The 23,760-nt window shown below is 67.7% G+C and carries 22 protein-coding genes and 2 pseudogenes; 7 read left to right on the forward strand and 17 right to left on the reverse strand.

From position 1 onward, the window contains the following. Positions 1-58: 58 nt before the first annotated feature. The 3 genes and pseudogenes from ACGFR9_RS25365 to ACGFR9_RS25375 all read right to left on the reverse strand — a co-directional run. The gene (locus tag ACGFR9_RS25365; protein ID WP_393212673.1) at positions 59-616 is read right to left on the reverse strand and encodes a TetR/AcrR family transcriptional regulator; all 558 of its coding nucleotides are present in this window, start codon (positions 614-616) and stop codon (positions 59-61) included. Positions 617-706: 90 nt separating this feature from the next. After that, positions 707-1,549 carry an RNA polymerase sigma factor WhiG gene (gene whiG / locus ACGFR9_RS25370; RefSeq protein WP_393212454.1) on the reverse strand — a complete coding sequence of 281 codons (843 nt, stop codon included), beginning with the start codon at positions 1,547-1,549 and terminating at the stop codon, positions 707-709. Positions 1,550-1,854: 305 nt separating this feature from the next. Further along, positions 1,855-2,331 (reverse strand): annotated as a pseudogene (locus ACGFR9_RS25375) (DNA-processing protein DprA); the annotation flags it as partial. 151 nt (positions 2,332-2,482) lie between these two features. On the opposite strand from ACGFR9_RS25375, the gene ACGFR9_RS25380 reads away from it, so the two are divergent. The 4 genes from ACGFR9_RS25380 to ACGFR9_RS25395 all read left to right on the forward strand — a co-directional run bounded on the left by ACGFR9_RS25380 (position 2,483) and on the right by ACGFR9_RS25395 (position 9,298). Then, the gene (locus tag ACGFR9_RS25380; protein ID WP_393212456.1) at positions 2,483-3,625 is read left to right on the forward strand and encodes a tyrosine-type recombinase/integrase; all 1,143 of its coding nucleotides are present in this window, start codon (positions 2,483-2,485) and stop codon (positions 3,623-3,625) included. Then, complete coding sequence (locus ACGFR9_RS25385; protein WP_393212458.1) at positions 3,622-6,099, forward strand: tyrosine-type recombinase/integrase; 2,478 nt, start codon at positions 3,622-3,624, stop codon at positions 6,097-6,099. Before ACGFR9_RS25380 ends, ACGFR9_RS25385 begins: the two co-directional genes overlap by 4 nt. After that, complete coding sequence (locus ACGFR9_RS25390; protein WP_393212460.1) at positions 6,096-6,614, forward strand: DUF6262 family protein; 519 nt, start codon at positions 6,096-6,098, stop codon at positions 6,612-6,614. Before ACGFR9_RS25385 ends, ACGFR9_RS25390 begins: the two co-directional genes overlap by 4 nt. A 164-nt stretch (positions 6,615-6,778) precedes the next feature. After that, positions 6,779-9,298: a DEAD/DEAH box helicase gene (locus tag ACGFR9_RS25395; protein WP_393212462.1), complete on the forward strand. Its 2,520-nt coding sequence runs from the start codon at positions 6,779-6,781 to the stop codon at positions 9,296-9,298. A gap of 140 nt (positions 9,299-9,438) precedes the next feature. On the opposite strand, the gene ACGFR9_RS25400 is transcribed toward ACGFR9_RS25395, so the two are convergent. Both ACGFR9_RS25400 and ACGFR9_RS25405 read right to left on the reverse strand, forming a co-directional pair. Further along, entirely contained in the window at positions 9,439-10,356 is a 918-nt protein-coding gene (locus ACGFR9_RS25400; protein WP_393212464.1) for a hypothetical protein, read from the reverse strand. A gap of 212 nt (positions 10,357-10,568) precedes the next feature. Further along, positions 10,569-10,874 (reverse strand): helix-turn-helix domain-containing protein, encoded by a 306-nt coding sequence (locus ACGFR9_RS25405; RefSeq protein WP_393212466.1) that lies wholly within the window; start codon positions 10,872-10,874, stop codon positions 10,569-10,571. Between the two features lie 84 nt (positions 10,875-10,958). Here ACGFR9_RS25405 and ACGFR9_RS25410 point away from each other — a divergent pair, with 84 nt between their 5' ends. The 3 genes from ACGFR9_RS25410 to ACGFR9_RS25420 all read left to right on the forward strand — a co-directional run bounded on the left by ACGFR9_RS25410 (position 10,959) and on the right by ACGFR9_RS25420 (position 12,638). Then, positions 10,959-11,273, forward strand: coding sequence for a transposase (locus ACGFR9_RS25410; RefSeq protein WP_393212468.1), 315 nt, complete (start codon positions 10,959-10,961; stop codon positions 11,271-11,273). 349 nt (positions 11,274-11,622) lie between these two features. Next, the gene (locus ACGFR9_RS25415) at positions 11,623-11,802 is read left to right on the forward strand and encodes a hypothetical protein (RefSeq protein ID WP_393212470.1); all 180 of its coding nucleotides are present in this window, start codon (positions 11,623-11,625) and stop codon (positions 11,800-11,802) included. Positions 11,803-11,831: 29 nt separating this feature from the next. Beyond that, positions 11,832-12,638 carry a hypothetical protein gene (locus tag ACGFR9_RS25420; protein WP_393212675.1) on the forward strand — a complete coding sequence of 269 codons (807 nt, stop codon included), beginning with the start codon at positions 11,832-11,834 and terminating at the stop codon, positions 12,636-12,638. Positions 12,639-12,717: 79 nt separating this feature from the next. On the opposite strand, the gene ACGFR9_RS25425 is transcribed toward ACGFR9_RS25420, so the two are convergent. From ACGFR9_RS25425 to lepB (ACGFR9_RS25480), 12 genes and pseudogenes are all read right to left on the reverse strand, one after another. Beyond that, entirely contained in the window at positions 12,718-14,553 is a 1,836-nt protein-coding gene (locus tag ACGFR9_RS25425; protein ID WP_393212472.1) for a hypothetical protein, read from the reverse strand. After that, positions 14,546-15,013: an ABC-three component system middle component 2 gene (locus ACGFR9_RS25430; protein WP_393212474.1), complete on the reverse strand. Its 468-nt coding sequence runs from the start codon at positions 15,011-15,013 to the stop codon at positions 14,546-14,548. The genes ACGFR9_RS25425 and ACGFR9_RS25430 overlap by 8 nt, the downstream gene beginning before the upstream one ends. Further along, positions 15,010-16,035, reverse strand: coding sequence for an ABC-three component system protein (locus tag ACGFR9_RS25435; protein ID WP_393212476.1), 1,026 nt, complete (start codon positions 16,033-16,035; stop codon positions 15,010-15,012). The genes ACGFR9_RS25430 and ACGFR9_RS25435 overlap by 4 nt, the downstream gene beginning before the upstream one ends. Before the next feature lie 572 nt (positions 16,036-16,607). Beyond that, positions 16,608-17,292: pseudogene (locus ACGFR9_RS25440) on the reverse strand (DNA-processing protein DprA); the annotation flags it as partial. Further along, the gene (locus ACGFR9_RS25445) at positions 17,289-18,911 is read right to left on the reverse strand and encodes a YifB family Mg chelatase-like AAA ATPase (protein ID WP_393212478.1); all 1,623 of its coding nucleotides are present in this window, start codon (positions 18,909-18,911) and stop codon (positions 17,289-17,291) included. The gene ACGFR9_RS25445 and the pseudogene ACGFR9_RS25440, both read right to left, overlap by 4 nt. 1 nt (position 18,912) lies before the next feature. Further along, a complete protein-coding gene (locus tag ACGFR9_RS25450; RefSeq protein WP_393212480.1) occupies positions 18,913-19,314 on the reverse strand; it encodes a YraN family protein in 402 nt (133 codons plus the stop codon). Between the two features lie 58 nt (positions 19,315-19,372). Continuing rightward, positions 19,373-19,681, reverse strand: coding sequence for a DUF2469 domain-containing protein (locus ACGFR9_RS25455; protein WP_004924843.1), 309 nt, complete (start codon positions 19,679-19,681; stop codon positions 19,373-19,375). Between the two features lie 53 nt (positions 19,682-19,734). Next, a complete protein-coding gene (locus ACGFR9_RS25460) occupies positions 19,735-20,253 on the reverse strand; it encodes an NUDIX hydrolase (protein WP_393212482.1) in 519 nt (172 codons plus the stop codon). Then, positions 20,243-21,010 carry a signal peptidase I gene (gene lepB, locus ACGFR9_RS25465; RefSeq protein WP_393212484.1) on the reverse strand — a complete coding sequence of 256 codons (768 nt, stop codon included), beginning with the start codon at positions 21,008-21,010 and terminating at the stop codon, positions 20,243-20,245. The genes ACGFR9_RS25460 and lepB (ACGFR9_RS25465) overlap by 11 nt, the downstream gene beginning before the upstream one ends. Before the next feature lie 33 nt (positions 21,011-21,043). After that, entirely contained in the window at positions 21,044-22,030 is a 987-nt protein-coding gene (lepB, locus tag ACGFR9_RS25470; RefSeq protein WP_393212486.1) for a signal peptidase I, read from the reverse strand. Next, a complete protein-coding gene (lepB, locus tag ACGFR9_RS25475; RefSeq protein ID WP_393212488.1) occupies positions 21,918-23,009 on the reverse strand; it encodes a signal peptidase I in 1,092 nt (363 codons plus the stop codon). Before lepB (ACGFR9_RS25475) ends, lepB (ACGFR9_RS25470) begins: the two co-directional genes overlap by 113 nt. Beyond that, positions 23,002-23,733 (reverse strand): signal peptidase I, encoded by a 732-nt coding sequence (gene lepB / locus ACGFR9_RS25480; protein ID WP_393212490.1) that lies wholly within the window; start codon positions 23,731-23,733, stop codon positions 23,002-23,004. Before lepB (ACGFR9_RS25480) ends, lepB (ACGFR9_RS25475) begins: the two co-directional genes overlap by 8 nt. Positions 23,734-23,760 lie beyond the last annotated feature (27 nt).

Genomic DNA, 23,760 nt, shown 5'->3' on the forward strand with positions numbered 1-23,760 from the left:
AGCACGGCCCACCCCCGCCCGGCAGCAGCCCACGCAGGCAGACACCGGGGCCCGAGGCTCAGCCCCGTACGCCCCGCAGCGCCATGGAGACCGCCGCTTCCGTGATGGCGTCCGGCTCCTCCGCGGCCCCCAGCTCGAGCCGTCGCACAGCCGCGTCGACCACCCCCTGCAGCAGCATCGCCGCGAGCCGGGGCTCCCCGTGCCCGAGATCGGCCAGCGCGTCGACGACCATCGCGACGAGCCCCCCGTGCGCCGCACGGATCTTCTCCCGAGCCCCCGCGTCCAGCTCACTCGCGGAGATCGCGACCACGGCCCGGTGCCGCCGGTCCCCGACCAGTTCCAGTTGCCTGCGGACATACGCCTCGATCTTCGCGTCCGCTCCACCCGCCGCGGCCATCGCCGCCTCGACCTCCGCCGCCCACACGGGGATGTCGACCTCGCACAGCTCCTCGACCACGGCGGCCCGTGAGCGGAAGTACTCGTACACGGACGAACGCGCGAGGCCGGTGCGCTCGGCGAGGGCCGGGAAGGTCAGCGCCTCCGTACCGCCCTCTGACAGCAGGGAGCGTGCCGCGTCCAGCAGGGCGGCTCGCTGCATCGACCGGTGCTCGGCCACGGAGGCCGCTCGAATCCTTGGCACGACGTCCACTTTACGGACGCCCGGCCCATGGCGGCCAGGGGACGGCCATGCCCGGCACCGGCCGGCTCAGCGGCCGAAGGCCGCCAGCTTGGCCCGCAGCTGCAGCACGGACTTGGTGTGGATCTGGCTGACCCGGCTCTCGGTCACGCCCAGCACGTTGCCGATCTCGGCGAGGGTGAGCCCCTCGTAGTAGTACAGCGTGACCACGGTCTTCTCCCGCTCCGGCAGGGTGTTGATGGCCCTCGCCAGGAACCTCCGCAGCTCCCGGTCCTCGGCCACTTCCACCGGGTTGTCGGCGGCGGTGTCCTCCAGGGTGTCCATCAGGCTCAGCCGGTCGCCGCTCTCGCCCCCGACGTGCAGCAGCTCCTCCAGGGCGACGACGTTCGCGAGCGACAACTGGCTGAAAACCGCGTGCAGCTCGTCCACCGCGATGCCCAGCTCGCCGGCGACCTCACGCTCCGACGGTGTGCGCCGCAGCCGCGCCTCCAGCGTGGCGTAGGCACGCTCCACATTGCGTGCCTTCTGCCGCACCGAGCGCGGGATCCAGTCCAGAGCGCGCAGTTCGTCGATCATCGCGCCCCGGATGCGGGTGATCGCGTAGGTCTCGAACTTGATCTCCCGGTCGACGTCGAACTTCTCGATCGCGTCGATCAGCCCGAAGACCCCGGAGGAGACGAAGTCCGCCTGCTCCACGTTGGGCGGCAGGCCCACACTGACCCGGCCGGCGACGTACTTCACCAGGGGCGAGTAGTGCAGGATCAGCTGCTCCCGCAGCCTTTCGTCCCCCGTCGCCTTGTACGACCGCCACAGCTCGTCGAGCGTCGAGGGAGCTGGCGGCCGCACGCTGCCACCGTCGCGGGCGGCTGGGGGGATCGCCGCCCGGTCGGACCCGGAGGTGTGCTGGGGCATTCCTCGCCTAGTGCCGTTCTGCCGTGGACCGGTGCTGCCTGGGTGCGCTGTCTGTCCGATGTCTGGATGCCTGTCCTCGCGTGCCTGTCCTTGCGTGTCCTTGCCTGTCCGTGCCGGGATCCTCGTGAGCGTAGCGTGACTGCGGCGTCGCGGTGTGCGAAGAAGCGAGGTCGGACCGTGCGCAGATTCGTTCCGGGTGCCGCACCGGCGAGGCACATCCGTCGCTCTGAGTGATCGACGAGTAGCCCAACTGACGTCATTTCCCTGGGGTGTCGGGGTTCCCCCGGACGGCCGAACACGCTGCGTCAGCGAGGTTCGGGGCCGTCCTGGACCGAGATCATCGCCTGGCGCGTCAACTTCCAGCCGTCGCCGTGTCGTTCGACGTAACCAAGTGCTCGTAGTTCGTACAGTCTCGCGATCGCGTCGTCCGGGGTGGTCTGTGCCGCGAGCGCGATCTCGTCCGGCCGGGCCGTGCCGCGCCCGGGCAGTGCGGCGAGGACCTGCCGTCCGTCCGGGTCGAGCAGGTCGCGGGGCAGCACCGGTCCCCGTCGTTCCGGAGCGAGTTCGCCCATGTCGCCGACGAGTTCGACGACCTCGGCGGCATCGGTGACCAGCACGGCGTCCTGCCGGAGCAGTTCGTGCACCCCGGCGGAGAGCCCACTGGTGGCCGGTCCGGGTACTCCTATCGTGTGGCGTCCCAGCCGGCGGGCCGCCCGGGCGGTCACCAGTGAGCCGCTGCGGTGGGCGGCCTCGACGACGACCGTGCCCCGGGTGAGCGCGGCGTTCTCCGGGGGTTCTGTGGCTGTGGTGTGACGCTGCAACTCCCCTTCTCGTTGGTGAGGTTGCAGCGGTACTCGGAGGGTGTGGCTCTGCGGCGGATCGTTGCAATCGTCTCGTGAAGTGGGGCTACAAGTGCGGGCCTTCCCTGTACGGATGCCGTCGGGCACCAGGTACTGGACCGTGGTGGATGACGACCTGGTGGTGGTGGAGAGCGCTGATCGGTTCCTGCGGGAGCTGAGACTCGCTCGGGACCGGGCGGAAAGTACGACGAAGTCGTACGCGGAAGGGGTGTCTCTGTTCCTCCGCTGGTGCGTACGTACGGGACGCGACTGGCGGACGGCTGCCCGGGATATGGGGCTGTTCATGCTCTGGCTCAAGTGGACGCCCGGCGACGGCGGACAACACGTGACCGTAGTGCCGGGGCCGGGCTCGAAGCCGGTCCGGGGCGAGAGCCGGATCAACAAGGTGCTGACCGCGGTCCGGATGTTCCTGGCCCACGCCGTGGTGAACAAGGCGGTGCCGGCCTGGGTGCTGGAACAGCTCTACGAACTCGGCGACGACCGGGATCTGCCATACGAGGCACGCGGAGAGAACGGCGGGCTGCGCTACCGGCTGCGCGCCCGCCACCGGCTCCAGGAACCGGAGACCGACGTCGACCGGGCCAGCGACGAGGAGATCGTCGCGATGTTCCTCGCCTGCCGCTCAGCTCGTGACCGGCTGATCCTGCTGCTGCTCGCCCGGGTCGGTCTCCGGCGCGGTCAGACCGCGGGCCTTCACCGCACCGACCTCCACCTGCTGATGGACTCGCGGTCCCTGGGCTGCGACATCGAGGGCGCCCACCTGCACGTCGTCCGGCGACAGAACGAGAACAACGCCTGGTCCAAGCGCCGGGCCTCCGTCTGGTTCCCCGTCGACTTCCTGGTGGTCCAGGCTTTCGATCAGTACGCGCTGGAGCGCTTCGAACTGCTCGGGGCCGGCGGCAGCGACTTCCTCCTGGTCAACCTCTTCCGCCCGCCCTACGGCTCCCCCGTCACCCCGGACGCGATCGGTGAGCTCGTGGAGTCGCTGGCCAGGCGGGCCGGGCTGGACCGGCCGATCTCCCCGCACATGTGTCGCCACGCCATGGCCAGCAACGTCGCGGACGCGGGCGGCAGCCTCGACGAGGTCCAGGCCCTGCTGGGTCAGAAGAACCCCGCCTCGGCCCGGCCCTATCTGCACCCCAAGGCGGCACGGCTGCGTGAGGCGGTCGAGCGGGTTCCCTCGCCGCGGCAGCTGAGCGAGGGAGAGTCCTGGTGACCCTGGCCCTTGCTCCGGCTCGCCCGTTCGAAGACCCGCTCACCGCTGAGCTCCTGGCGGCGCTGAAGCCGGACTTCCTCAGCACGATGAGCTGGGATTCCAGTGTCCGGGTGCTGACCTTTCCTGCGGGTCACCCGCTGCTGGGAGGGCCTCAGTGCCTCGTGGTCGGCTGCGAACAGATGGCCTTCAAGAAGGCTCACCGCGGGATCTGCGTCGCCTGCTGGCAGCAGATGGAACGGCGGGGCCAGGAGTTCGAGGAGTTCGTCGCGAACACCGTGAGGTCCTGGCGCGGGATCGGGATCTCCAACTGCCGGGTCCCGGACTGCGCGAGGCCCTGGATGACGTCGACCAGAACGTTGTGCACCACTCACGGCCACCAGCAGGAGAACATCTTCTGCCTGCCGGTGGAGGAGTTCATCCGTCATCCGGACGTCCGGCCGCTGCCGGGCTTCGGGCCGTGTCAGGTCGCGGCCTGCGCGAGGGACCGGCACGGGCGGGGACCCTACTGCCATGCCCATACGAACCGGTGGAAGATCGTTCGCCGGAATGGGTACACACACGACGAGGAGACGTGGCGGCGGACAGCGACCGGAATCGCCGAGTCGGGGAAGGTCAGCCTGCGCGGCCTTCCTGACCGGGTCGTCGCCGAACTCCTCTACGGCCTGCAACAGCGTTACGCCGAAGGAATCCGACAGCTCGACGTGGACACCCGAGGCATCGCCGATCTCGTCCGGGCCCGGCAACTCGGCTCACTGAGCGAACTCGACCCGAGCCCGCTGCCCAAGAACCTCCAGCGGCTTGTGAGGGGCATCCTCAAGCACTGCGACCGTTCCCAGCTGTCGCCGGAGACCGAGCGTCACAAGGACACCTGGGACGGCGCCGCCTTCGGCTTCACCGGGAACTTGTACTTCAACGAGATCAGCCAGCCCTGGCTGCGTGAGGCCGCCAAGAGCTGGGCCGTCGATGACGTTCCCGGACGCCGCGGCCACAAGATCAGGAACACCGTCCAGAGTCAGATCACCTCCCTGGCGCATCTGTCGGACAGCCTCCGGCTCAACCGGGCCGACAAGGGCACCACTCCGCAGCTGCTCGGCCGCGAGGACGTGCTGCACTTCCTCAACCGGCTCCGGTTCCTGCACGAACGAGAGGAGATCAGCGCGGTGCGCCGCTGCCGGATCGGCCGGGACGTCAGACGGCTGCTGACCAGGATGAGAACGCTCGGCCTGGACCAGCCAGGTCACCCGCTGCACGGCCTGAGCAGCGACTTCTGCCTGCGCTGGGAGGACGTCCCCGACGATCCGGAGGACACGGAGGCCGGCCACGACCTTCCGCCGGAGGTGATGCGCCAGCTCTGCGACCACCTGAACTCGCTGGGCTCCGGCGAGGACCCGGTGATCCGCACCGTCGTCGAGCTGCTCATGGACACCGGACGGCGCCCCGGCGAGATCCGCACGCTGGGCTGGGACTGCCTCGAACGCGACAGCGACGGCAAACCCGTGCTGGTCTACGACAACCACAAGGCACTCAGGAACGGGCGGCGGCTGCCCATCCCCGAGGCGACCGCAACGGTCATCCTCGATCAGCAGAAACGTGCGCGGGCCCGGTTCCCGGACACCCCGGTCAAGGACCTCAAGCTGCTTCCCTCGATCCGGATGAACCCGGACGGCACGAAGCCGGTCAGCGACGGGTGGATCAGCGACGCCCATCGGAACTGGGTCAACTCGCTGCCCGACTTCCTCGTCCCCACCGTGGTTCTGCGCGACGGCGAACGCGTCACCGAGATGCTCCCCTACGACAAGGCGAACATCTTCCCCTACGCCTACCGGCACACCTACGCACAACGACATGCCGACGCGGGCGTCCCCATCGACGTCCTCAGAGGGCTTATGGATCATCGCCAACTCGACACCACTCAACGCTATTACCGCGTTGGCGAGACCCGCCGCCGAGAGGCCATCGACCGCGTCACCGCCATGCAGTTCGACCGGCACGGCAACCGCGTCTGGCGCCAGGCCAAGAACCTACTCGACTCCGAACACGCCCGCCGAGCCGTCGGCGAAGTCGCCGTTCCCTACGGCGTTTGCTCCGAGCCGTCGAACGTCGCGGCCGGCGGCCATGACTGCCCGGTGCGGTTCCGCTGCGTCGGCTGCGGACACTTCCGCACCGACGTGTCATATCTGCCGGACCTGGAGGCATACCTGGCCGATCTGCTGCGGAACCGGGAACGGCTCGCGGCCTTCGCGGACGCCGATTCATGGGCCAAGGGCGAGGCAATGCCCTCGGACGAGGAGATCACCCGGGTGAGGCGCCTGGTCCGCCGTGTCCGCGAGGACCTCGACGGCCTCACCGACGAAGACCGGACCCAGATCGAGCAGGCCGTCGGACTGGTCCACAACAGCCGCCACGTCGTCTCGCTCGGAATGCCAAAGATCCGCCAGCCGCTGCCCGACCTCCGTCCTGGAAGAGCCTCATGACCGCCCCCATGATCGAAGGAAAGCGGGCCGACTCGGCCCGTCGGCGCGAACGCGTCCTCAAGGCCATCGACGCAGCCCTGCGAAGCGGCGAGGACATCACCGTGTCCGGGCTCGCTCGCGCGGCGCGAGTCGATCGCACCTTCCTCTATCGGCACCGAGACCTGCTCGAACGCGTCCACACCGCCGCGGCCAGCCCCCCGTCTGAAGGGCGGCAGGCAGCCGTGACCAGGGCCTCGCTCCAGGCGGACCTGGCCAACGCGCTGGAGCGCAACACGCGGCTCGCCCAGCGGGTCCGGCAACTGGAGAGACGCCTCTCCGAATCGCTCGGCGATTCCGCATGGGCCGACTCCGGACTCGGCGCCCCGACCGACGTCGACCAGCTACAGCGGCGCATCGCGCTCTTTGAGCAAGAACTCGCGGAAGTACGCGGTCAGCTCGACGAACGGACCGAGGAGCTCGCGGCGGCACGAGGCGCCAACCGCGAGCTGACCCGGACCCTCAACCAACGAAATTGATCACGCTTGCCGCTGAAGCGCCAACCGTTGGGCAGGCCGCCCCTGGCCAGCGGCTGGCGCACGCAGCGTCACTAATCGTTGTGCATCGAGGGCACCGGCAACGGCATGATGACAATGCGAGACCGGCAGCGTCCGCAGCCGGCGGGAAAGGGGACTCGAAGGACATGCCTCTGGATCTGAGCAGGCTGGGCAAGGGCGATCGTGCACCGCTCATCCGCCCGCGCGACATCTTCAACGGACTGCCGAACCGCCCCTTCCCGTACCTCCGCCAGGAACAGGGCGAGGTATTCGAATCATGGTTCGACATCAGAGACAACCATGACGTCGTGATCAAGCAGAACACGGGGGGCGGCAAGACGGTCGTCGGCCTGCTGATCGCGCAAAGCACCCTGAACGAGGGCATCGGCAAGGCCGTCTATCTCACGCCCGACAACTACCTGGCATCCCAGGCCCGAGCCGAGGCCCACCGGCTGGGACTCGCGACAGCCAGCGACCCGGACGACATGGAGTTCCGCGCCGAGCGGGCAATCCTGATCACCACTTTCCACACCCTCGTCAACGGCCTGTCCCGCTTCGGAGTGATCGGCGGATCACACCCGCCCATGGATCTGGGCGTCGTGATCGTTGACGACGCCCACGCTGCGCTGGCGGCCACAGAGGCTCAGTTCACGCTCAACATCGCCCGCGGGCACGCCGCCTATCAGCCGCTCCTGGACATGTTCGAGGGCGACCTGCGCCGACAGTCCGCGAAGGCATGGGCAGACATCAGCACAGCGGAGTACACGGCGGCCATCCGAGTCCCGTTCTGGGCATGGGCGGACCGGGCCCAGGACGTCATGGAGCTGCTGCACCCACACCGGGAAAGCAACGACAAGTTCCGGTTCACGTGGCCCCTGATCGCGGACGTCCTCCCGCTGTGCGCCGCGACCGCGACCAGCCAAGGCTTCGAGATCCGTCCGCCGTGCCCGCCCATCCACATGATCCCGTCCTTCGCGAAGGCCCGCCGCCGCGTCTACCTCACCGCCACTCTCGCAGACGACAGCGTGCTCGTGACCTCGCTCGATGCCGACCCGGAACTCCTGGTCAAACCCGTCACTCCAGGAAGCGCGGCGGACCTCGGCGACCGGTTGATCCTTTCTCCGCTGGCGCTCAACCCGAACCTCGACGCCGGGGCCATCAGATGGCTTGCCCGGCAATTCGCCACCGGTGACCGGAACGGTGACGGTGCCCCCGACTCAGAGCCGATCAACGTCGTCGTCATCGTGCCCAGTGGGCCGGCCGCAGAGCCGTGGAAGCCGTTCGCGGACGCCGTACTCAGAGTCAATGACCTCGCGGCCGGAGTGGAATCCCTCAAGTCCACACGCGGCCGCCTCGTGGTCTTGATCAACAAGTACGACGGGGTCGACCTGCCCGGCGACGCCTGTCGCCTCCTGATTCTCGATGGCGTCCCCACTCCGATGAGCGGCGCCGACCGTCGCGAAGCGGATGCCCTGACCGGCAGCCCGACGGTCACAGCCCGTGAGATCCAGAGGATCGAGCAGGGCATGGGCCGAGGCGTGCGTGATCGGGACGACCACTGCGCAGTTCTACTTCTCGGAGCCAACCTCGCCCGAGCCACGACGGAGCCGAACCGCCTGTCGATGTTCTCCAACGCGACCCAGGCCCAGCTTGGGCTCAGCCAGGAACTGGCCCTCCAGATCAAAGGTGAGGGAATCGGCTCGATTCGGGAGGCTCTCTCCGTTTTCCTCAGCCGAGATCCGGCCTGGGTTGAGGAGAGCCGGCGCCGCACGGCCACGGTCCGCTACTCCGAGTACACGAGAATCCGCCCCGAGGCCATCGCGAGTCGGAAGGCATTCGACCTGGCCGTCGTCGGCCAGACCAGCAATGCAGCTGAACGTTTTGTGCAGGTGATCAACCAGACGGATGATCCAGCCTTGCGGGGATGGCTGCTGGAGCAGCGGGCTGGATACCTTCACTTCACCGACTCGCACCGGGCCCAGCAGGTGCTCGTGAACGCTACGGGACTCAACCACGCGGTATTGCGACCAGCTGCCGGAATCGCCCCCGCCAAGGCCAAGGCCGGGGCCGTTCAAGCCCGAGAAGCAGCCGCGTTCCTGGCCGCAACATACGACAATCCAACTCAACTCGTCCTCGGAGTCAAGGCCCTGCTGGAGGATGTCGCCTGGGACGAGGAGCGCACAAACCAGGCCGAAGCCGCCTGGCAGCAGCTGGGACGGCACCTCGGGTTCGCCAGCAGCCGCCCCGACAAGGAGAGCGGCGGCGAAGGTCCAGACAACCTCTGGATTCTCAGCTCGACTCGGCATGCCGTCACAGAACTCAAGACGGGCTGCACCACCAACACCATCTCGAAGCACGATCTGGACCAGCTCGGCGGCAGCGTCCGATGGGATCGCCGCGAGTATCCGGAAGCCACTCCCCTGCCGGTCATGCTCCACCCCAGCAATATTTGCGACTCGCTGGGCACCCCGGAGCCGGGCATGGTCGTCATCACGCCTGACAAGCTCGACGCCCTCAAAGCTGCCGTGACCAGGTACACGATTGCCCTGGCCGACGGACTGGGCCTGTGGCGCGACGAGGGCACCGTTGCTACCCATCTCGTGGCAAACCGCCTGAACGGCGATCAACTTTTCAATACCTACGCCATCCCGGCACGCAAGGTCTGAGTCGATCTCAATCGGCAAGTGACTTGGGGTCGCCGACCTGTGGTCCGCGACCCCAAGTAGTGAATGACCGTCAGTTTCCCTTCTTGGGATATTGGAACCTGACGGATTCAACGGAACCTGCAAAGTAACGGTGGTTGGGCTCAATGGCCTCTGTAGATTTGTTCGTCTACGGGCGGTTCGTTGTCGATGTAGTCGTAAAGGTCGCCATCTAAGAAGATGCCCTGGGCCAGGTCACCCAAGTGCAAGAGAAGCTTGGTGCCCACTTCGAGGTCGCACGCTGCGCAGTGAAACCCATGGGGGTCGAGGTAGAGCTCTTTCGGGTGGGCGCCGCCGCCGTGGTGGTGAACGACACTCACGTCGCCGGCCACCCACCCCTGAGAGCCGCAGGCCGGGCACTCCCTCGGCGCTTCCCGGCTCATGGTGATCATCGGCTTGCTGGTGATTGCGGCCAGCACTACGTCACGCTCTTTGCGGGACATGTGCCCGAAGCGCTGTTCGAACAACGAACGGGCCTTGATCAGCAGAGCTTCCACCGCGACGCGCTCCTGCCGTACCTGCTCATCGACCAGTTTGTCGTGCAGGACTAGGTATGGGCCCCAGTAGCTGTTCGGATCAACTTTGAGTTCTTCGAGAACCGGGTCGACAAGGCGTAGGCAAATTGTGAACACTGCTTCGGCTTGCGCTGAGTCGTGTATCGCACTGTGGGCAACTCCATTGCGGGCATCCGACAGGGGTTCAAGAGCCTTCTTGTCGATCGGGATCTTCTTGGGAAGGAGTTTGACCACTCGTTCATGTGCGTCAGCAAGGCCGATGGTCTTGATCTTGGTCAGTGGGCCTGCGTAGGAGCCAAGGCCCGTGGCATGGAGCAACGAGTCGAAGTGCCGGCCGTCGACAATCAGAGCTGGATGAATCCCAGCGAGGTACGCCTTGAGTAGATGCTCAGTAGCGACTCCAGCGTGGTGGACGGCGAAATCGTAGCCCTCGGGGCCCTCAACGAAGGCTGCCAGTGCGGCATTCATCCATCTCTGGGATGAACCCTTCAACTGCTCTGCATCCATGGCCGAAACGATAGGGCCGCTGGACCGTCAAGCGCTCGGAGTTTCACAAGCGCCCGCTGTGGGCTCACCAAAGCATGGGGGCAGTCGTTGCGCGGCGTATCGAGCCTTCGGACTGGGCCCAGGCGGTGGCGGTTTCCCGGCTGTTCCCAACAGCTCGGTGAGAACCGCCGCCGGCAGTCCGGGGGAGAGAGCTTCATCAGACCTGGAGCGGTTCAGTCACTGCCCCTGTCGCAGCTGTCGAAGACTCCGAGGAGCGTGGAGGGCTCGGCCTGCAAGCCGCGGGCAAGCTTGATCAAGGTGGTCAAGCTTGGGTTGCGACGACCGTGCTCGATGTAGACCACTCCGCGGAAGCTCATGCCACTTCTGCTGGCGAGCTCCTCAAGGGTGAGCCCACGAGCCTCACGCAACCGACGCACATGCATGCCGAAGGTGTGGAGTTGAGGATCAGGCGGATCAAGGTGAGGCACGAACTTGACTTGACATCTGCGCCCATTTGACTGCCATGAACAGTTGTGCATAATCGGCGCTGAATGCTGCGCTTCAAGGCTTGTCGAGTCAAGGTGTGACCGTCGACGAAGCTAGATTTCTTAGAGAGGACCTCTATGCCGACCCCGAGGAAGTACCCAGCAGAGTTGATGGAGCGGGCGGTTCGGATGGTCATTGAGATGAGGTCGACCAACCCTGGACGCTCGGGCATCGTGCGGCAGGTGGGAGAACTGCTAGGGGTCCATCCAGAGGTGCTTCGGCATTGGGTCAAAAAAGCTGATGCGGAAGCTGGTCGAAATGCAGAAACTACTGCGAGCGCCACGGACCGAGTTCGTCAGCTTGAGAAGGAGAACGCTGACCTGCGCCGCCTTAACGGAATCCTCAAGGCGGCTGCCGTTCTGTTCGCGGCGGAACTTGAACCTAGACAGTGAAAGCCAGCAAGCTCGCGCACGAACGCCTCTGGCCCTGTCCGCAGCGCCGGTTGAGCTCACACCCGCCCCAAGGGTCCCACTCCACCACATGCGCGTCGGCGACCTACCGTCGGCCGTCCGGTCCCGCACGAGGGGCAGCACCACAAACCGGGCGGCCGCCGACTGGCTGTGCAGTGCGGACCGGTTCGTCCCGGCAGTCGTGACGAGCGCCTCCAGGCGGGCCGATATGGCCGCCGCTTTGGCGTGCACCGTGCGACCGCCCTGTCCCGTCCTGGTCAGGTCTGTAAAGTTCTGTCAACTAGCGTTCACGAGTGTCTGACGGGTGCGATGGTGATCTCAGGATTAAGCCATGAGCACCTCCCAGAAGAAGACGTTCGAGCCGAACCCCGAGCGCGAGTCGGCGTCTGTGAACTCGCAAAGCGAAGCAGAGGAACGAACCGGGCTACGAGTTGGCCTGGCGTTGGCTTCGGCTGCTATTGGAGGCGCAATGAAGGCAGTAGTTGAGCACTTCCTTAACGATAACCAGTGAACGCCACCAGTGGGGGGATAGTGACAGGAGTGAGGTTGAGCCTGATTGCTCTGCCATCCGAATCAGAGATCTCGCCGGGGCCGCACCGAAATCTGTTGACAGCGCTGCACGACCTCTATCGGCTAGCCGGATTCCCGAGCACCCGGGTAATAAGCAAGGCAATCACGCGATCAGAGTTTGCCAGGGACTCCATGTCTCATCAGACCGTCGCCAATATCCTGACAGGCCGCCGCGTACCGCGATGGCTCAAAGTGGAAGCACTGGTGGACGCATTGCTCACGCTCGCGAGACGTGAGACAGCACTGTCCGAGATTGACCGCTTCCGATCACTCTGGGAGTCAATCCAAACTCCTGCGGGAGAACAGTCAGAGTCGCCCCCTGAGCCCACCCCTCCACCGCTCTCCCCACCAGAAGCGACCGGAGCACCTGAGGTCACTGAGGTGGCAAGACCTGAACCTGAGTGGGTCAGTTCGCCGACTTCCGAATTGGAACCGGAAGAGTGGCAGACGCTGATGGATGCGCCAGCCAATGAAGGGAATTCCCTTCACACAAGAATTGTCGCGGCCGGCTGGAATGGCCCCGAGATGTTTAAGGTCACCTTCCTCCCTGGAACGTGTCAAGTCGAGTTGAACCTTCGACACCCCATGGGAAATGAAATCTGGAAGATTATGGACGGAGAAGATTCGCAGGCGGCAACGACACTCGCCCTCCTTCTTATCTCCTGGGCCCGCATGGAAGACGAAATGCCTTCTGGGCGAGCTGTGGAAAGAATAAGGAAAGCTCGAATCGACTGGGGTCGATATGCGCGCCTTTTCGTCGAGCAACTCCGGAATTAGCCACACCTGATCACTACATAGGGAATAGGCGGCTTCGGTACTGCAGCGCAGCCACTGCAGATCATGGAATCGACGGGGCTCACGGGAAGAAGCCAGGGCGGCCGTCGGCGGCAGTGAAATGATAGGTGGTGGCCTCGGAGAGGACGCCGAGGGGCGGATCGCCATTCTCGATGATCACAGCCTGGCCAGGGAAGGCAAGCATGTCCTCGTAGAAGCTGTCCACGACGGTGGATGTGATGCGCACGTCGGGTAGGTCGGGGTCTTGTGGAATGTTCTTCTTCACTGGCTGGCGGTAGGTGACCACGGGGGAGTCTAGGACGACGAAGCCGAGGTGGGGGAGGTCTCGCTCGATGCAGAAGCGGGCCAGGGAGGTAGTGAAGGCCGAATGCAGCACGGATCGCACGCCCTTGCCACGACCGGCGCGCGGACGGCCCCCGGCCCGGATCTCGGCGTTGTACTGGTCGTAACCGGAGTTGTCGACCGCCGGTACGTCCCAGCTGCCCAGGGTATGTTGGAGGACCGAGTCGAAGTCGTTGACGACCCGCGCCACGATGTACTCCGCAGGCCGGGTAGCTGGCACCGCTCCCTCCCCGTACAGACGAGAGCGCTTGTCCTCAAGTTCCGCTATCCGCGCATGAAGTTCCAGGCCCCGCTCGACTTCAGATCGTGCCTCCAGCAGCTCCTGAAGGCCCTCTCTGAGCGGTGCGAGCTGGCTCTCAGCTTCGGCGATGAGTTCGTCCAGTGACTCCAGGTCGTTCTTGACGGCCCGCCAGGTCCGGGCGCCTTCTTCCTGTTCGCTCGCGAGGTCGGCGATGGTCGGTAGGAGGTCGTTGAGCAGGGCGGTGGTCTTCGCGGCCTCCGCCTGCACCGCGATGTGGAGCTGAGTGGCCTCCTGCTGGCTGTGGCCGGGGTGCTGGTGCTCGGGATCCGCCCCGCAAAAGACGCAGGTTCCGACGCGGAAGTAGCCAAGGATGCTGCCAGCCTCGTTGACCATGACCAAACGCTCCAGATCGGAGCGGTACTGGTCCTCAAGCAGGCGAAACCGTCCCAGCAGATCGCTGACCTCAGCCAGCCGCTCATCTAGCGCAGCAAGTCGTCGGGCGTGGGACATACGGTCGCGTACCGCTTCGCGGTGCCCTTCATCAGCCGCGCGCAGGGCATAGCTCTGCGCGTCGATCGCGGATTTGACCCGCGCCAGGCGGTCCCTGAGGTCCCGCTCAGACTCGTTCGACTCAAGCTTCGCCGACAAGTCGAGCACGAGCTGGTCCAGAAGACTGATCTTTCCCCTGTTCACACGCCGCTGTCCCGCGTTGGGCCCGGTATCGACGGAAGGGTCTCCCTCCCCAGTCAGGAGGAACCGCATGACCGATGTCTCCGCAGTGCGGGTGCTGGCGGTGCCGGTACGCAGGACCGGGGAGCGCATTGCGATCATGCGATCCTCCGTAACCACGGACAGGTGCACCAGATCGGTCAGAGCCAGAGAGCGGGTGCCACCAGCTTCGTTCTTCCGGATGAGGACCTCGTCTAAGCCCATGGCGCGCATCAAGTGGACCGAGAGGCTGTTCTTGCTGCGGGCATTGTGCACCGAGCTCACGACGGCGTCCGCCGGCCGGTGGACCAGGTCGCGGAGGTCCTCGTAGTGCAGGTGCGTGGAGTTGGTGCCGGGGCGCCGGACGAGGGTTAGCGGGCTGCCGTCGGGCAGCAGCAGCCCGAGAAGGATCTGGGTGTATCCCTCGGCATGCGGGGTCATGGTCAGTTGGGCGCCGCCGAGCATGTACTCGATAGACCTGACGATGAAGGTCTTTCCGGTGTCGGAGGCGCCGTAGATCGCGGTCAGTTCGGGCCCGAAGACGATTTGCGCTGATGGCTTGCCCGAGCCAGCGTAAGTGAGGTGGACCAGCTGGAGACTACCCACGAGGGCCCTCGAAAGGACGGGTGGTCACGGGGGCAGAGGGAGTCGTCAGCAAGGACCCGGTGGTGGCACGTACGTCGGTGTCCGGAGCCCATTGGTGGACGGCCCACTCAGCGCGCTCGCGGAGCCGCAGGATGTAGGGGGCTTCAAGAACGTCCACGAAGGCCGGGCCGCGTTCCGTGGCCCGGTAGACCAGGCCAGTGCCGTCAGCTTCGAGTTCGGCCAGGCCGGCGCGGATGAGCACCAGGAGGGCCTGTTCGAGGACCGTGCGCTTCAGACCGAGCTCACCCGAACGAGCTGGCAGATCCGGGTGCAGGCTGGGCGGTCCGTCGAACTCGGCGCTGTGCAGCACGGCATGGTCTAAGAGCGCGAGCTGGGCCAGGTCCAGAGCATCGGGATGGCTCTCCGAGAGCAGCACCAGTGCCCGCACGCCGATCTCCAGCGGACTGTTCAGCGGCTTCATGTCCCTTCTCCCTCACACCACGTGAGCTCGTTCTCGTTCGCCAGGTGGTGACATACCCCTTTGCGGTCCAGAGTTCTCACGTGCTGAGCGAGAATCGTCTGCGTCAGACCGGCACTGATGGCCTGTGAGGTGACAGCCTGCAGACGCTTCCACCCCGTGGGGTGGTCGTCTCTCGCCACGTCGACCACGGCGTCGTAGATGTCCTTGACGATGGCTTCGAAATGACCCGCAGGGTAAGCCTCCTCCCCGAAGCGGCGCAGGGACATGGCACTGAAGAACGCCTCACGCTGGTGGCGCAAGTGTGGTCCAGCCGTGGGATGTTGCACAATCTGGGCCATGGTGCTGGCACCACTGGGCCAGCGCTCGGCGTAGACCTGGACGAGCTGCTGCATGTAGCGGGCCTCGTGCGGCTCCGGCTCCTCGGGCGGCTCCTTGACGACCGGGCGGGGCGGGGACTCCGGCGGGAATCGTTTCACCCAGAAGTCAGTAGTCTTGTGCTGTTCGAGCATCTTCTTCATGTTGACGGTCTCAAAGATCTCGAACGACGTTTCCGCCGCCAACTCCTCAACCTCGCGCCTCAACCGCGGGCTCAGGTCTGTGATGACCCTGTCCGTGGTCTCGCGCAGCGCCTCCACGAACTCCTTGCGGGTACGGAGCGGGCGTTGCAGGGCCTGCTGCAGACTGGGACCGATGGACGGGGCGACGAAGGTGTACTGCTCCGGCACGATGAACTGATCGGTGACCACGCCCGCGAACATCTTGCGGATCTCACCCGCAGCGGTGCTCCAGGCCAACGTTCCCTTGTAACGCTTGCACTGGTAGTTGTGCCACGGACCTTCCAAGCCCTGACGAGTAAGGAATGCGGCCACGTCGATGCCGTGGTCGCCAGCGCCTCCCTGGCGCTCTACCCGCACGTACAGGCTGTCCAGCGCAGGCACCCACTCCTCGACGAATTTCTCAAACTCGTCGGGATCGTAGCCGAAAACTATCTTCTCAGGCGACGGCATGGCCGGAAACTGCATGGCCGTCGGATAGTTGAGGATGAGCGACCGGGCACCTTCCCCACTTGCTGCCCCCCGTGCGCCCTGACTCGGATCCAACATCTCCCCCTGAACGCCGCCGCCAATTTCTGCGAAAGACTCACTAGAGGTACCACCGGCAGGTCGTTTACGAAAAGACCATAGCCGCGTGAAGAAGAGCCACGGGCCAGGGTGACCAGCGGCCAACATATGTGACGGGTGTGGGCCGGTGTCTCGTGGGCTGGCCGGACCAGCAGATCCCGGGCCCCAGGTGTCGGAATACCCTCGCGGACGCAGAGCGGCATCGGTCCCTGAGATCCGACTACCAGTGGAAGCCTGACGGGTGGCTGACGTATCAAGATCAAACTAGGCGGCGAGTCCGCGCAAGGTCTGAGTCGATCTCGACTGGGGGCCGCCGATCTACATCGGCGGCCCCCAGTGGCGAGCCTTCTGACTCACCCTATCCAGTGATAGCGCCACACCTGTTGCACTCGTTACTGTCGTCGTCACCGGCTCTGAGCTGCGCGAAGTGCCCTCGACAAGCTTCACGACGCATGTCACCCCCAGAGAAAGGACCATCACCCGGTTACGGAGGATGAATCTGCTCGGTGTCGGATGATCGCCGGGCGGCAACTCGCCGACGACCAGGCCCTGTTCCGCGATACGGCCGATCAGCCCGGCATGGCCGCGCGGATAGGGCCGGTCGACCCCGCAGGCGAGTACGGCGACGGTGGCGCCGCCCGAGCCGAGCGCGCCGCGGTGGGCGGCGCCGTCGACCCCGTAGGCGCCGCCGGAGACGACGATCCAGCCGCGTTCGGCGAGGCCGGCCGCGAGGGTGGCGGCCATGTGTGCCCCGTACCCGGTGCAGGCGCGGGCGCCGACGACGGCGACCGAGCGCAGCGCCCACATCCTCAGGTCCGCTCCCCCGCGCACCCACAGCCCGAGGGGCCGGGCGTCGCCCAGGTCGTCGAGCTGCCCGGGCCATTGCGCGCTGCCGGGGACCACGAAGCGCACCCCGGCGTCCCGCGCGACGGCGAGGTCCTTGCGGGGTTCGGCCCGCCCGGCCCGGGCCAGCAGCCCTGCCCACCGTTTCGCGCTCGCGCCCGGCAGTGGATCCCCGCGTTCCCGCAGCCGTCGTACCACGGTGTCCACGCCGAGTTCCCGCACCCACCGTCCGCCGGTCTCGTCGCCGGGCTCGATGACCCGGGTGAGGAGGATCCGGCCGAGCAGCGCCTCCTCGGGGCCGTCCACGGCGTTCACACCCCCGCCCCGATGGCCATGGGCACGCCGCGCGGGACGCCGGTGCGCAGTTGCAGGGCGAGGGCGACGTCCGTGACGTCGGGCCGGTCGTGACCGGCCAGGTCGGCGACGGTCCAGGCGACGCGCAGCACCCGGTCGAGCCCCCGGGCGGTGAGCACCCCCCGCTCCAGGCTCCGCTCGGCGTCGTCCATGGCCCCTGGGACGGCGTGCCAGCGGCTGCGCAGCTCCCGGCCTGGGACCTCGCTGTTGTTGCGCCACGGGGTGCCGGCGAGCCGCGCCGCGGCACGGTCCCGGGCCGCGCGTACCCGGTCCGCGACCGCGGCGGTGGTCTCGCCCCGGGCGCCCGCCGCCGTCAGCTGGTCGCGGGTGACACGGTCGACCTCGACCCGCAGGTCGACCCGGTCGAGCAGCGGCCCGGAGAGCCGGGCCTGGTAGCGGCGGATCGCGGAGGGCGGGCACTCGCACTGGTCGTTGGTCTGCGAGAACCGCCCGCAGGGGCAGGGGTTGGCGGCGAGCACCATCAGGAAACGCGCGGGGAAGCGCACTACGCCCGCGCTGCGCGCGATGACCACGTGCCCGGCCTCCAGCGGCTGCCGCAGGGCGTCCAGGGCCTTGCTGCTGAACTCCGGAGTCTCGTCCAGGAACAGAACGCCTCGATGGGAGAGGGACACCGCTCCGGGCCGTGCGGTGCCGGGGCCGCCGCCGACGAGTGCCTGCATGGTGGCCGAGTGGTGCGGGGCGCAGTAGGGGGCCGTGTCGATCAGGGGTTTGCCGAGGGGCAGCAGTCCCGCCACGGAGTGCACGGCCGTCACCTCGAGCGAGGCCTGCCGGTCCAGGGACGGCAGGATCGACGGCAGCCGTTCCGCGAGCATCGTCTTGCCGGCGCCCGGCGGCCCTTCGAGGAAGAGGTGGTGTCCGCCGGCGGCGGCGACCTCCACCGCCGTCCGCGCCGACCGCTGGCCCACCACGTCCGCGAGGTCGTGGCCCTGGTCCTGCGCCGCCGAGCCGGAGCCGTGCATGCCGGTGTCCGCCCCGGTGCCGGGGGCCCGCAGCGCCGCCAGCAGCGGGTCGGGCCCCGTCTGCTCCTCGGTCTCCTCGGGCACGGGCTCGTCGGCGAGTACGGCGATCAGCTGGCGCAGGCTGCGGACACCCAGGACGGACACCCCCGGCACCAGTGAGGCCTCGGCGGCGGCGCACTCGGGCACCACCACCTGCTCGTATCCCGCGTCGGCCGCCGCCAGGACGGCCGGGAGGATGCCGCGTACCGGCCGCACCCGGCCGTCCAGCCCCAGCTCGCCGATCATGACGATGTCGCCGAGCACCCGTGGGTCGATCCGTTCGGCGGCGCCGAGCACCGCGCAGGCGACAGCCAGGTCGAACCCGCTGCCGGACTTCGGGACGGACGCCGGGCTGAGGCCCACGGTGAGCTTCTTCTGCGGCCACTCGCCGCCGGAGTTCACCACGGCCGCCCTGACCCGGTCCCTGCTCTCCGTCAGGCTCTTGTCCGGCAGCCCCACCAGCGTGAAGGCGGCGACTCCTGGCTCCAGATCGGCCTGGACCTCCACGACCACGCCCTCGACGCCCACCAGCGTCACCGAGCACGTACGCGCGAACCCCATGTCAGGCCACCCCCCGGACATGCTCGACGAGGGGCGCCCCGCGGGCCGGCAGCAGCACGCCGACCAGGTCGATGCGGACCCCGCCGGGCGGCGCTCCCCCGTGTTCCTGGAGCCATCGTTCGGCGAGGCCCCTCAGGCGGTCGGCCTTGGCCGCGGTGACGGCTTCCATGGGGTGCTGGAAGGGCCCTGCCCTGCGGGTCTTCACCTCGCAGACGACCAGTGCGTCCCCGTCCCGGGCCACGATGTCGATCTCACCGGTCCTGCCACAGCGCCAGTTGCGCTCCAGGACCGTCATCCCGGCCTGGGCCAGCCGCCGTGCGGCCAGGCTCTCGCCGTATGCGCCGAGTGCGCTGCGTGCGCGATGTGCGTTCATGTCGGCACCACCTCCGGCGCCAACCGTCACGCATCCCGCCCCATGAAGTGGATCTTGGTGCAGAACCCCGCGGCTGTGGATAAACCGGTCACCCGCCGGGGAGCTCGAGGTCGCTCTTGTTGAGCTCCTCGATATTCACGTCCTTGAACGTCAGTACCCGTACCTGCTTCACGAACCGGGCCGGCCGATACATGTCCCACACCCAGGCGTCCGCCATCGTGACCTCGAAGAACACCTCACCCTGGACCGAGTGCACCTGCATCTCGTAGTCGTTGGTCAGATAGAAGCGGCGCTCGGTCTCGATCACGAATTTGAACAGACCGACGACATCGCGGTACTCCCGGTAGAGCTTGAGCTCCATCTCGGTCTCGTACTTCTCGAGGTCCTCGGCGCTCATGGCATGTTCCCCTTCACCCGTGCGATCCCACCATTGTGCGCCAGTCCCGGGAATCACCGGACGATTTCGGTGTCCAGGGTCACGGGTCGGGCCGGGGGACCATCGTCGAGCAGTGTGCGCAGCAGCCCGGCAAGTCTGGTCGGATACACCGTCTCATGTGCCCGGGCGAGTTCCGTCCACGTCCACCAGCGGGCTCCGTCGACACTGCGCCGCTCCAGTTCGGTCAGCGCCGTGGGCGCGGTCGCCGTCCGGGCGGTGCGGGCGAGGTAGTACCACTCGTCCTGGTCCCAGCGGCGCCCGGCGAACGGGAAGGAGCACCGCCGCCGCCACAGCACGGGCCCGAGGTCGACCTCGGTGATTCCGGTCTCCTCGGCGAGTTCCCGCAGGGCGGCCTGTTCACGGGTCTCGTCGCCCTCCAGGCCGCCCCCGGGCGTGAACCACCAGTCGTCGGCGGGGTCGTCCGGTTCATGGCCGTGCAGCAGCAGGATGCGGTCCCGCGGGTCGAGCAGGACGACCCGGGCGACCCTGCGCAGTCCGCCCGGGAGGGCGTCCCCGGCCGGCTCAGCGGGCACCGGCGGTCCCCGCGTCCGTCCGGGCGCGGGACGCCGCCGCCCGCTTGGCGAGAGGACCGTAGGCGGCCCCGCCGAGGATGAGCACGACACCGCCGATCACCAGCGCGACCACGGTCCGCAGCGGGCCCGGCGAGGACAGCGCGCCGACCTCCTCGAAGCCGGCGGGCGCCTTCAGCATGCCGTTCATCGGCCAGACCACGGCCTCGACCCTCGCCTGGACCGAGCCGCGGGAGACGGTGCCTCTCGCCGCGTCCGTCAGATGGGCCGTGGAGTCCAGCGACCCGGAGCGCTCGTCACCGAGCAGGAACAGACGCCCCTTCGGCACGGTCACCTCGGGGATCCTGCCGAACTCGGCCGCCTTGCCCTCGGCGAGATAGGGCTCGTCGATCTCCTCACCGTTGACCTTCAGCTTTCCGTCCTGGCAGCAGGAGACGGTGTCGCCGCCGACGGCGACCACCCGCTTCACCAGAGGAAGGTCCGACCAGGCCGTGTCGGTGAAGACGACCACGTCACCGCGGTGGACGTCACCGCCGTCGACTCGCTGGGCCAGCACCCGGTCACCGGCGCCGATCGTCGGCGCCATGGACGGAGTGGGCACGGTGTACGGCCGGTAGAGCACCGCGCCCCAGGCGAACCCGCCGAGGAACAGCACCAGTCCGAGCGCCACGGCCAGCCCGGACAGCCGCTGCCCGGTCCGCCCGCCACCCGCCCGGGCGGTGCCGCCGGGGACCGTACGCGTCGTGCTCCGACCACTCATGGGCGGCACCCTACCCGGCGGTACCGGACCGGGTCAGCCCTGTCTGCGGCCCTCACCGACGCCGTACCGCCGGCGCCGCCAGAGCACCAGCGGCACCGCGCCGACGAGCGCGACGCCCTGGGGCGCCGCCGTCAGCACGGCTGCGGACGTCGATCCGGCGGCCAGGCCGGGCTGGTCGAAGGTGTCCGGGACGGGCAGGTTGTTCCAGCGGTTGATCGGCCAGGCGATGACGACGGCACGGCCGACGACCTTGTCCACCGGGACGAAACCGTCGTTCCTGTCGGCCTGGTTGTAGCGCGAGTCCCGGGAGTTCTGCCGGTGGTCGCCCATCACCCAGATGAACCCGTCGGGGACCTTGACCTTGAACTGGCCTCCCTGGTCGTCCTGGCTGCACGGGGTGTTGCCCGGGTACACATACGGCTCGTTCAGCGCCACGCCGTTGACCGTCAGCGGGCCGGTGCCCTTGCACTCGATCGTGTCTCCGCCGACCCCGACGACCCGCTTGATCAGGTCCTTCTCCTCGGCGGACGGCATCAGACCGATCCAGCTGAGCACCTTCTGCAGGGGGTTCGGGTTGGGCGTCGGCTCGCCCGCCAGCCAGTTGTCGGGGTCGTGGAAGACGACGACCTCACCGCGCTCGGGCTCGGAACCGAACCAGGGGGTGAGCTTGTCGACCAGGACGCGGTCACCCTGCTGGAGGGTGTTCTGCATCGAGTCGGAGGGGATGGAGAACGCCTGCACCAGGAACGTCTTGATCAGCAGCGCGAGGACCAGCGCGATACCGATCAGGATCGGCAGCTCCTTCCAGAAGGAGCGGGGCGGCTTCGGCTGCGCCTTGGGCTTGTCGCCCTGGCCGTCGGGTGCCGTACGGTCCTCGCTCACCCTGCCGTCCTCGCCCGCCTGTTCCTCACTCCCCGAGGGTACGGCGCTGTCCGGGGCCTGGTCGGCCGACTCCGCGGGGCGTCCGCGGTGCTCCTCGCCGCCCTGACCGGACCGTGCGCCAACCGCCACATCCCCCACGCCGACTCCTCACTCTCTGCCGCCGCCCGCGCCATGCCCGGCGCAGGCCCACCACTCCCATAACGAGCGGGAGTTCCGCAGGGCTCGGGAGTTGGACCATTCCATTGGGACCGTCCGGGGCAACCCTATGCGACAGCGGGGCCGCGGCGGTCGACCCGGACGCCGAGTCCGACACGGAGGCGTAGGTCGTCGGCTCCTCCAGCGTGCTCCAGTGACCGAACGGCCAGGCGATGACCATGGCCCGGCCCACCACCTCGTCCTCCGAGACCGTGCCGCCGTAGTCGGTGTCCTGGTGGTAGCGGGAGTCGGCGGAGTTCGACCGGTGATCGCCCATCACCCACAGCCGCCCCTCGGGCACGGTGATGTCGAACGGCGTCAGGGACGGCACGTTGCCCGGGTACAGGTAGTCCTCGTTCAGGGGGACGCCGTTGACGGTGACCCGGCCCTGTTTGTCACAGCACTGGACACGGTCGCCGCCCACGCCGACGACCCGCTTGATCAGGTCCTTCTCGTTCTCGGACGGCAGCAGTCCGATGAAGGTCAGGCCCTCCTTGATCTGCTTGATCCCGACGGGGTCGTCCTTCTTCGGCGTCGTCTGCTCGTCCTGCAGCCAGCCGCCGGGGTCCTTGAACACGACGACGTCCCCGCGCTGCGGCCTGGAGCCGAACCAGGGCGTGAGCTTGTCGACCAGCACCCGGTCGCCGATCCGGATCGTCTGCTCCATGGAACCGGACGGGATGACGAAGGCCTGGACGAGGAACGTCTTCAGCACCAGTGCTATGACGACGGCGACGCCCACCAGGAGGGGGATCTCCTTGACCGCGCCGCGCCGGCGGCGCCGCTTGACCTTGCGCTGGAGCTTGCGCCGGTCGACCCGGCTGCGTCCGGGACCCGGTCCGGCCGCCCGGCGGGATCCGGTCGGAAGCAGGTTCTCCGCGGCGCTCTCCGGGACGCCACGGGGCCTGCCACGGTTACCCATGGCCGCCCTCCGACGCGTTCGTCCCCGTGGCGGGCACGCGCGCGTAGGCGTCGGGCCGGTGCAGCCGGGTGGCGTGACCGAGGGGCCATACGATCCCGTCGGCGCGGCCGATGACGTCGTCGGCCGGGATCATGCCGCCGCCGGGCGAGCCGAGGTGGTCGCGGGAGTCGCTGGAGCGGCTGCGGTGGTCCCCGAGGACGAAGAGACGCCCGTCGGGCACCCGGACGTCGAAGGGCACCGTGGAGGGGCTGTCTCCGGGGAACAGGAAGCCCGACTCGTCGACCGACCGGCCGTTCACCCGGATCCTCCCGTCCCCGTCGCAGCAGACCACATGGTCCCCGCCCACCCCGATGACCCGTTTGATGTAGTCGGCCTCACCGAAATACCCGGTGCCGTCGAACACAATCACGTCACCACGCCGCGGCTCGGCACCGAAGCGGTATGCCAACTTATTTACGAGCACGCGGTCCCCGACCCTCAATCCGTGTTCCATCGATCCGCTGGGGATCTGGAACGGCCGCGCCACGAACGTGTTCAACGCCAGCACGAACAGCAGGCAGAGCAGCAGGGTCAGGGTAATCCGCCCGCCGGGCAGCCCTGCCGTGAGGTGCGACAGCAACGCGGAACGCGACCGCCCCTCCGGCCCCGACGTCCCCGAGGTGTGCTCGGGTCCGGCCGGGGGGAGGGAGCGGTCGCGCTCCGTCGGCTGTGCTTCGGTGTCCATCGGGGCCAGATGCTATCCGGCCGCGAT

It is taken from the genome of Streptomyces sp. NPDC048584, from assembly GCF_043199595.1.
Classification (GTDB): domain Bacteria; phylum Actinomycetota; class Actinomycetes; order Streptomycetales; family Streptomycetaceae; genus Streptomyces; species Streptomyces edwardsiae.

Bases quoted from the DNA above. Each gene is read 5' to 3' on its own strand.
- lepB (WP_393212490.1), bottom strand. From the start codon at position 23,733: ATGGACACCGAAGCACAGCCGACGGAGCGCGACCGCTCCCTCCCCCCG.
- ACGFR9_RS25430 (WP_393212474.1), bottom strand. From the start codon at position 15,013: ATGAAGCCGCTGAACAGTCCGCTGGAGATCGGCGTGCGGGCACTGGTG.
- ACGFR9_RS25455 (WP_004924843.1), bottom strand. From the start codon at position 19,681: ATGAGCGCCGAGGACCTCGAGAAGTACGAGACCGAGATGGAGCTCAAG.
- ACGFR9_RS25395 (WP_393212462.1), top strand. From the start codon at position 6,779: ATGCCTCTGGATCTGAGCAGGCTGGGCAAGGGCGATCGTGCACCGCTC.
- ACGFR9_RS25435 (WP_393212476.1), bottom strand. From the start codon at position 16,035: ATGCAGTTTCCGGCCATGCCGTCGCCTGAGAAGATAGTTTTCGGCTAC.
- ACGFR9_RS25415 (WP_393212470.1), top strand. From the start codon at position 11,623: ATGAGCACCTCCCAGAAGAAGACGTTCGAGCCGAACCCCGAGCGCGAG.
- whiG (WP_393212454.1), bottom strand. From the start codon at position 1,549: ATGCCCCAGCACACCTCCGGGTCCGACCGGGCGGCGATCCCCCCAGCC.
- ACGFR9_RS25380 (WP_393212456.1), top strand. From the start codon at position 2,483: ATGCCGTCGGGCACCAGGTACTGGACCGTGGTGGATGACGACCTGGTG.
- ACGFR9_RS25390 (WP_393212460.1), top strand. From the start codon at position 6,096: ATGACCGCCCCCATGATCGAAGGAAAGCGGGCCGACTCGGCCCGTCGG.
- ACGFR9_RS25405 (WP_393212466.1), bottom strand. From the start codon at position 10,874: ATGCACAACTGTTCATGGCAGTCAAATGGGCGCAGATGTCAAGTCAAG.
- lepB (WP_393212488.1), bottom strand. From the start codon at position 23,009: ATGGGTAACCGTGGCAGGCCCCGTGGCGTCCCGGAGAGCGCCGCGGAG.
- lepB (WP_393212484.1), bottom strand. From the start codon at position 21,010: ATGAGTGGTCGGAGCACGACGCGTACGGTCCCCGGCGGCACCGCCCGG.
- ACGFR9_RS25410 (WP_393212468.1), top strand. From the start codon at position 10,959: ATGCCGACCCCGAGGAAGTACCCAGCAGAGTTGATGGAGCGGGCGGTT.
- ACGFR9_RS25400 (WP_393212464.1), bottom strand. From the start codon at position 10,356: ATGGATGCAGAGCAGTTGAAGGGTTCATCCCAGAGATGGATGAATGCC.
- ACGFR9_RS25445 (WP_393212478.1), bottom strand. From the start codon at position 18,911: ATGGGGTTCGCGCGTACGTGCTCGGTGACGCTGGTGGGCGTCGAGGGC.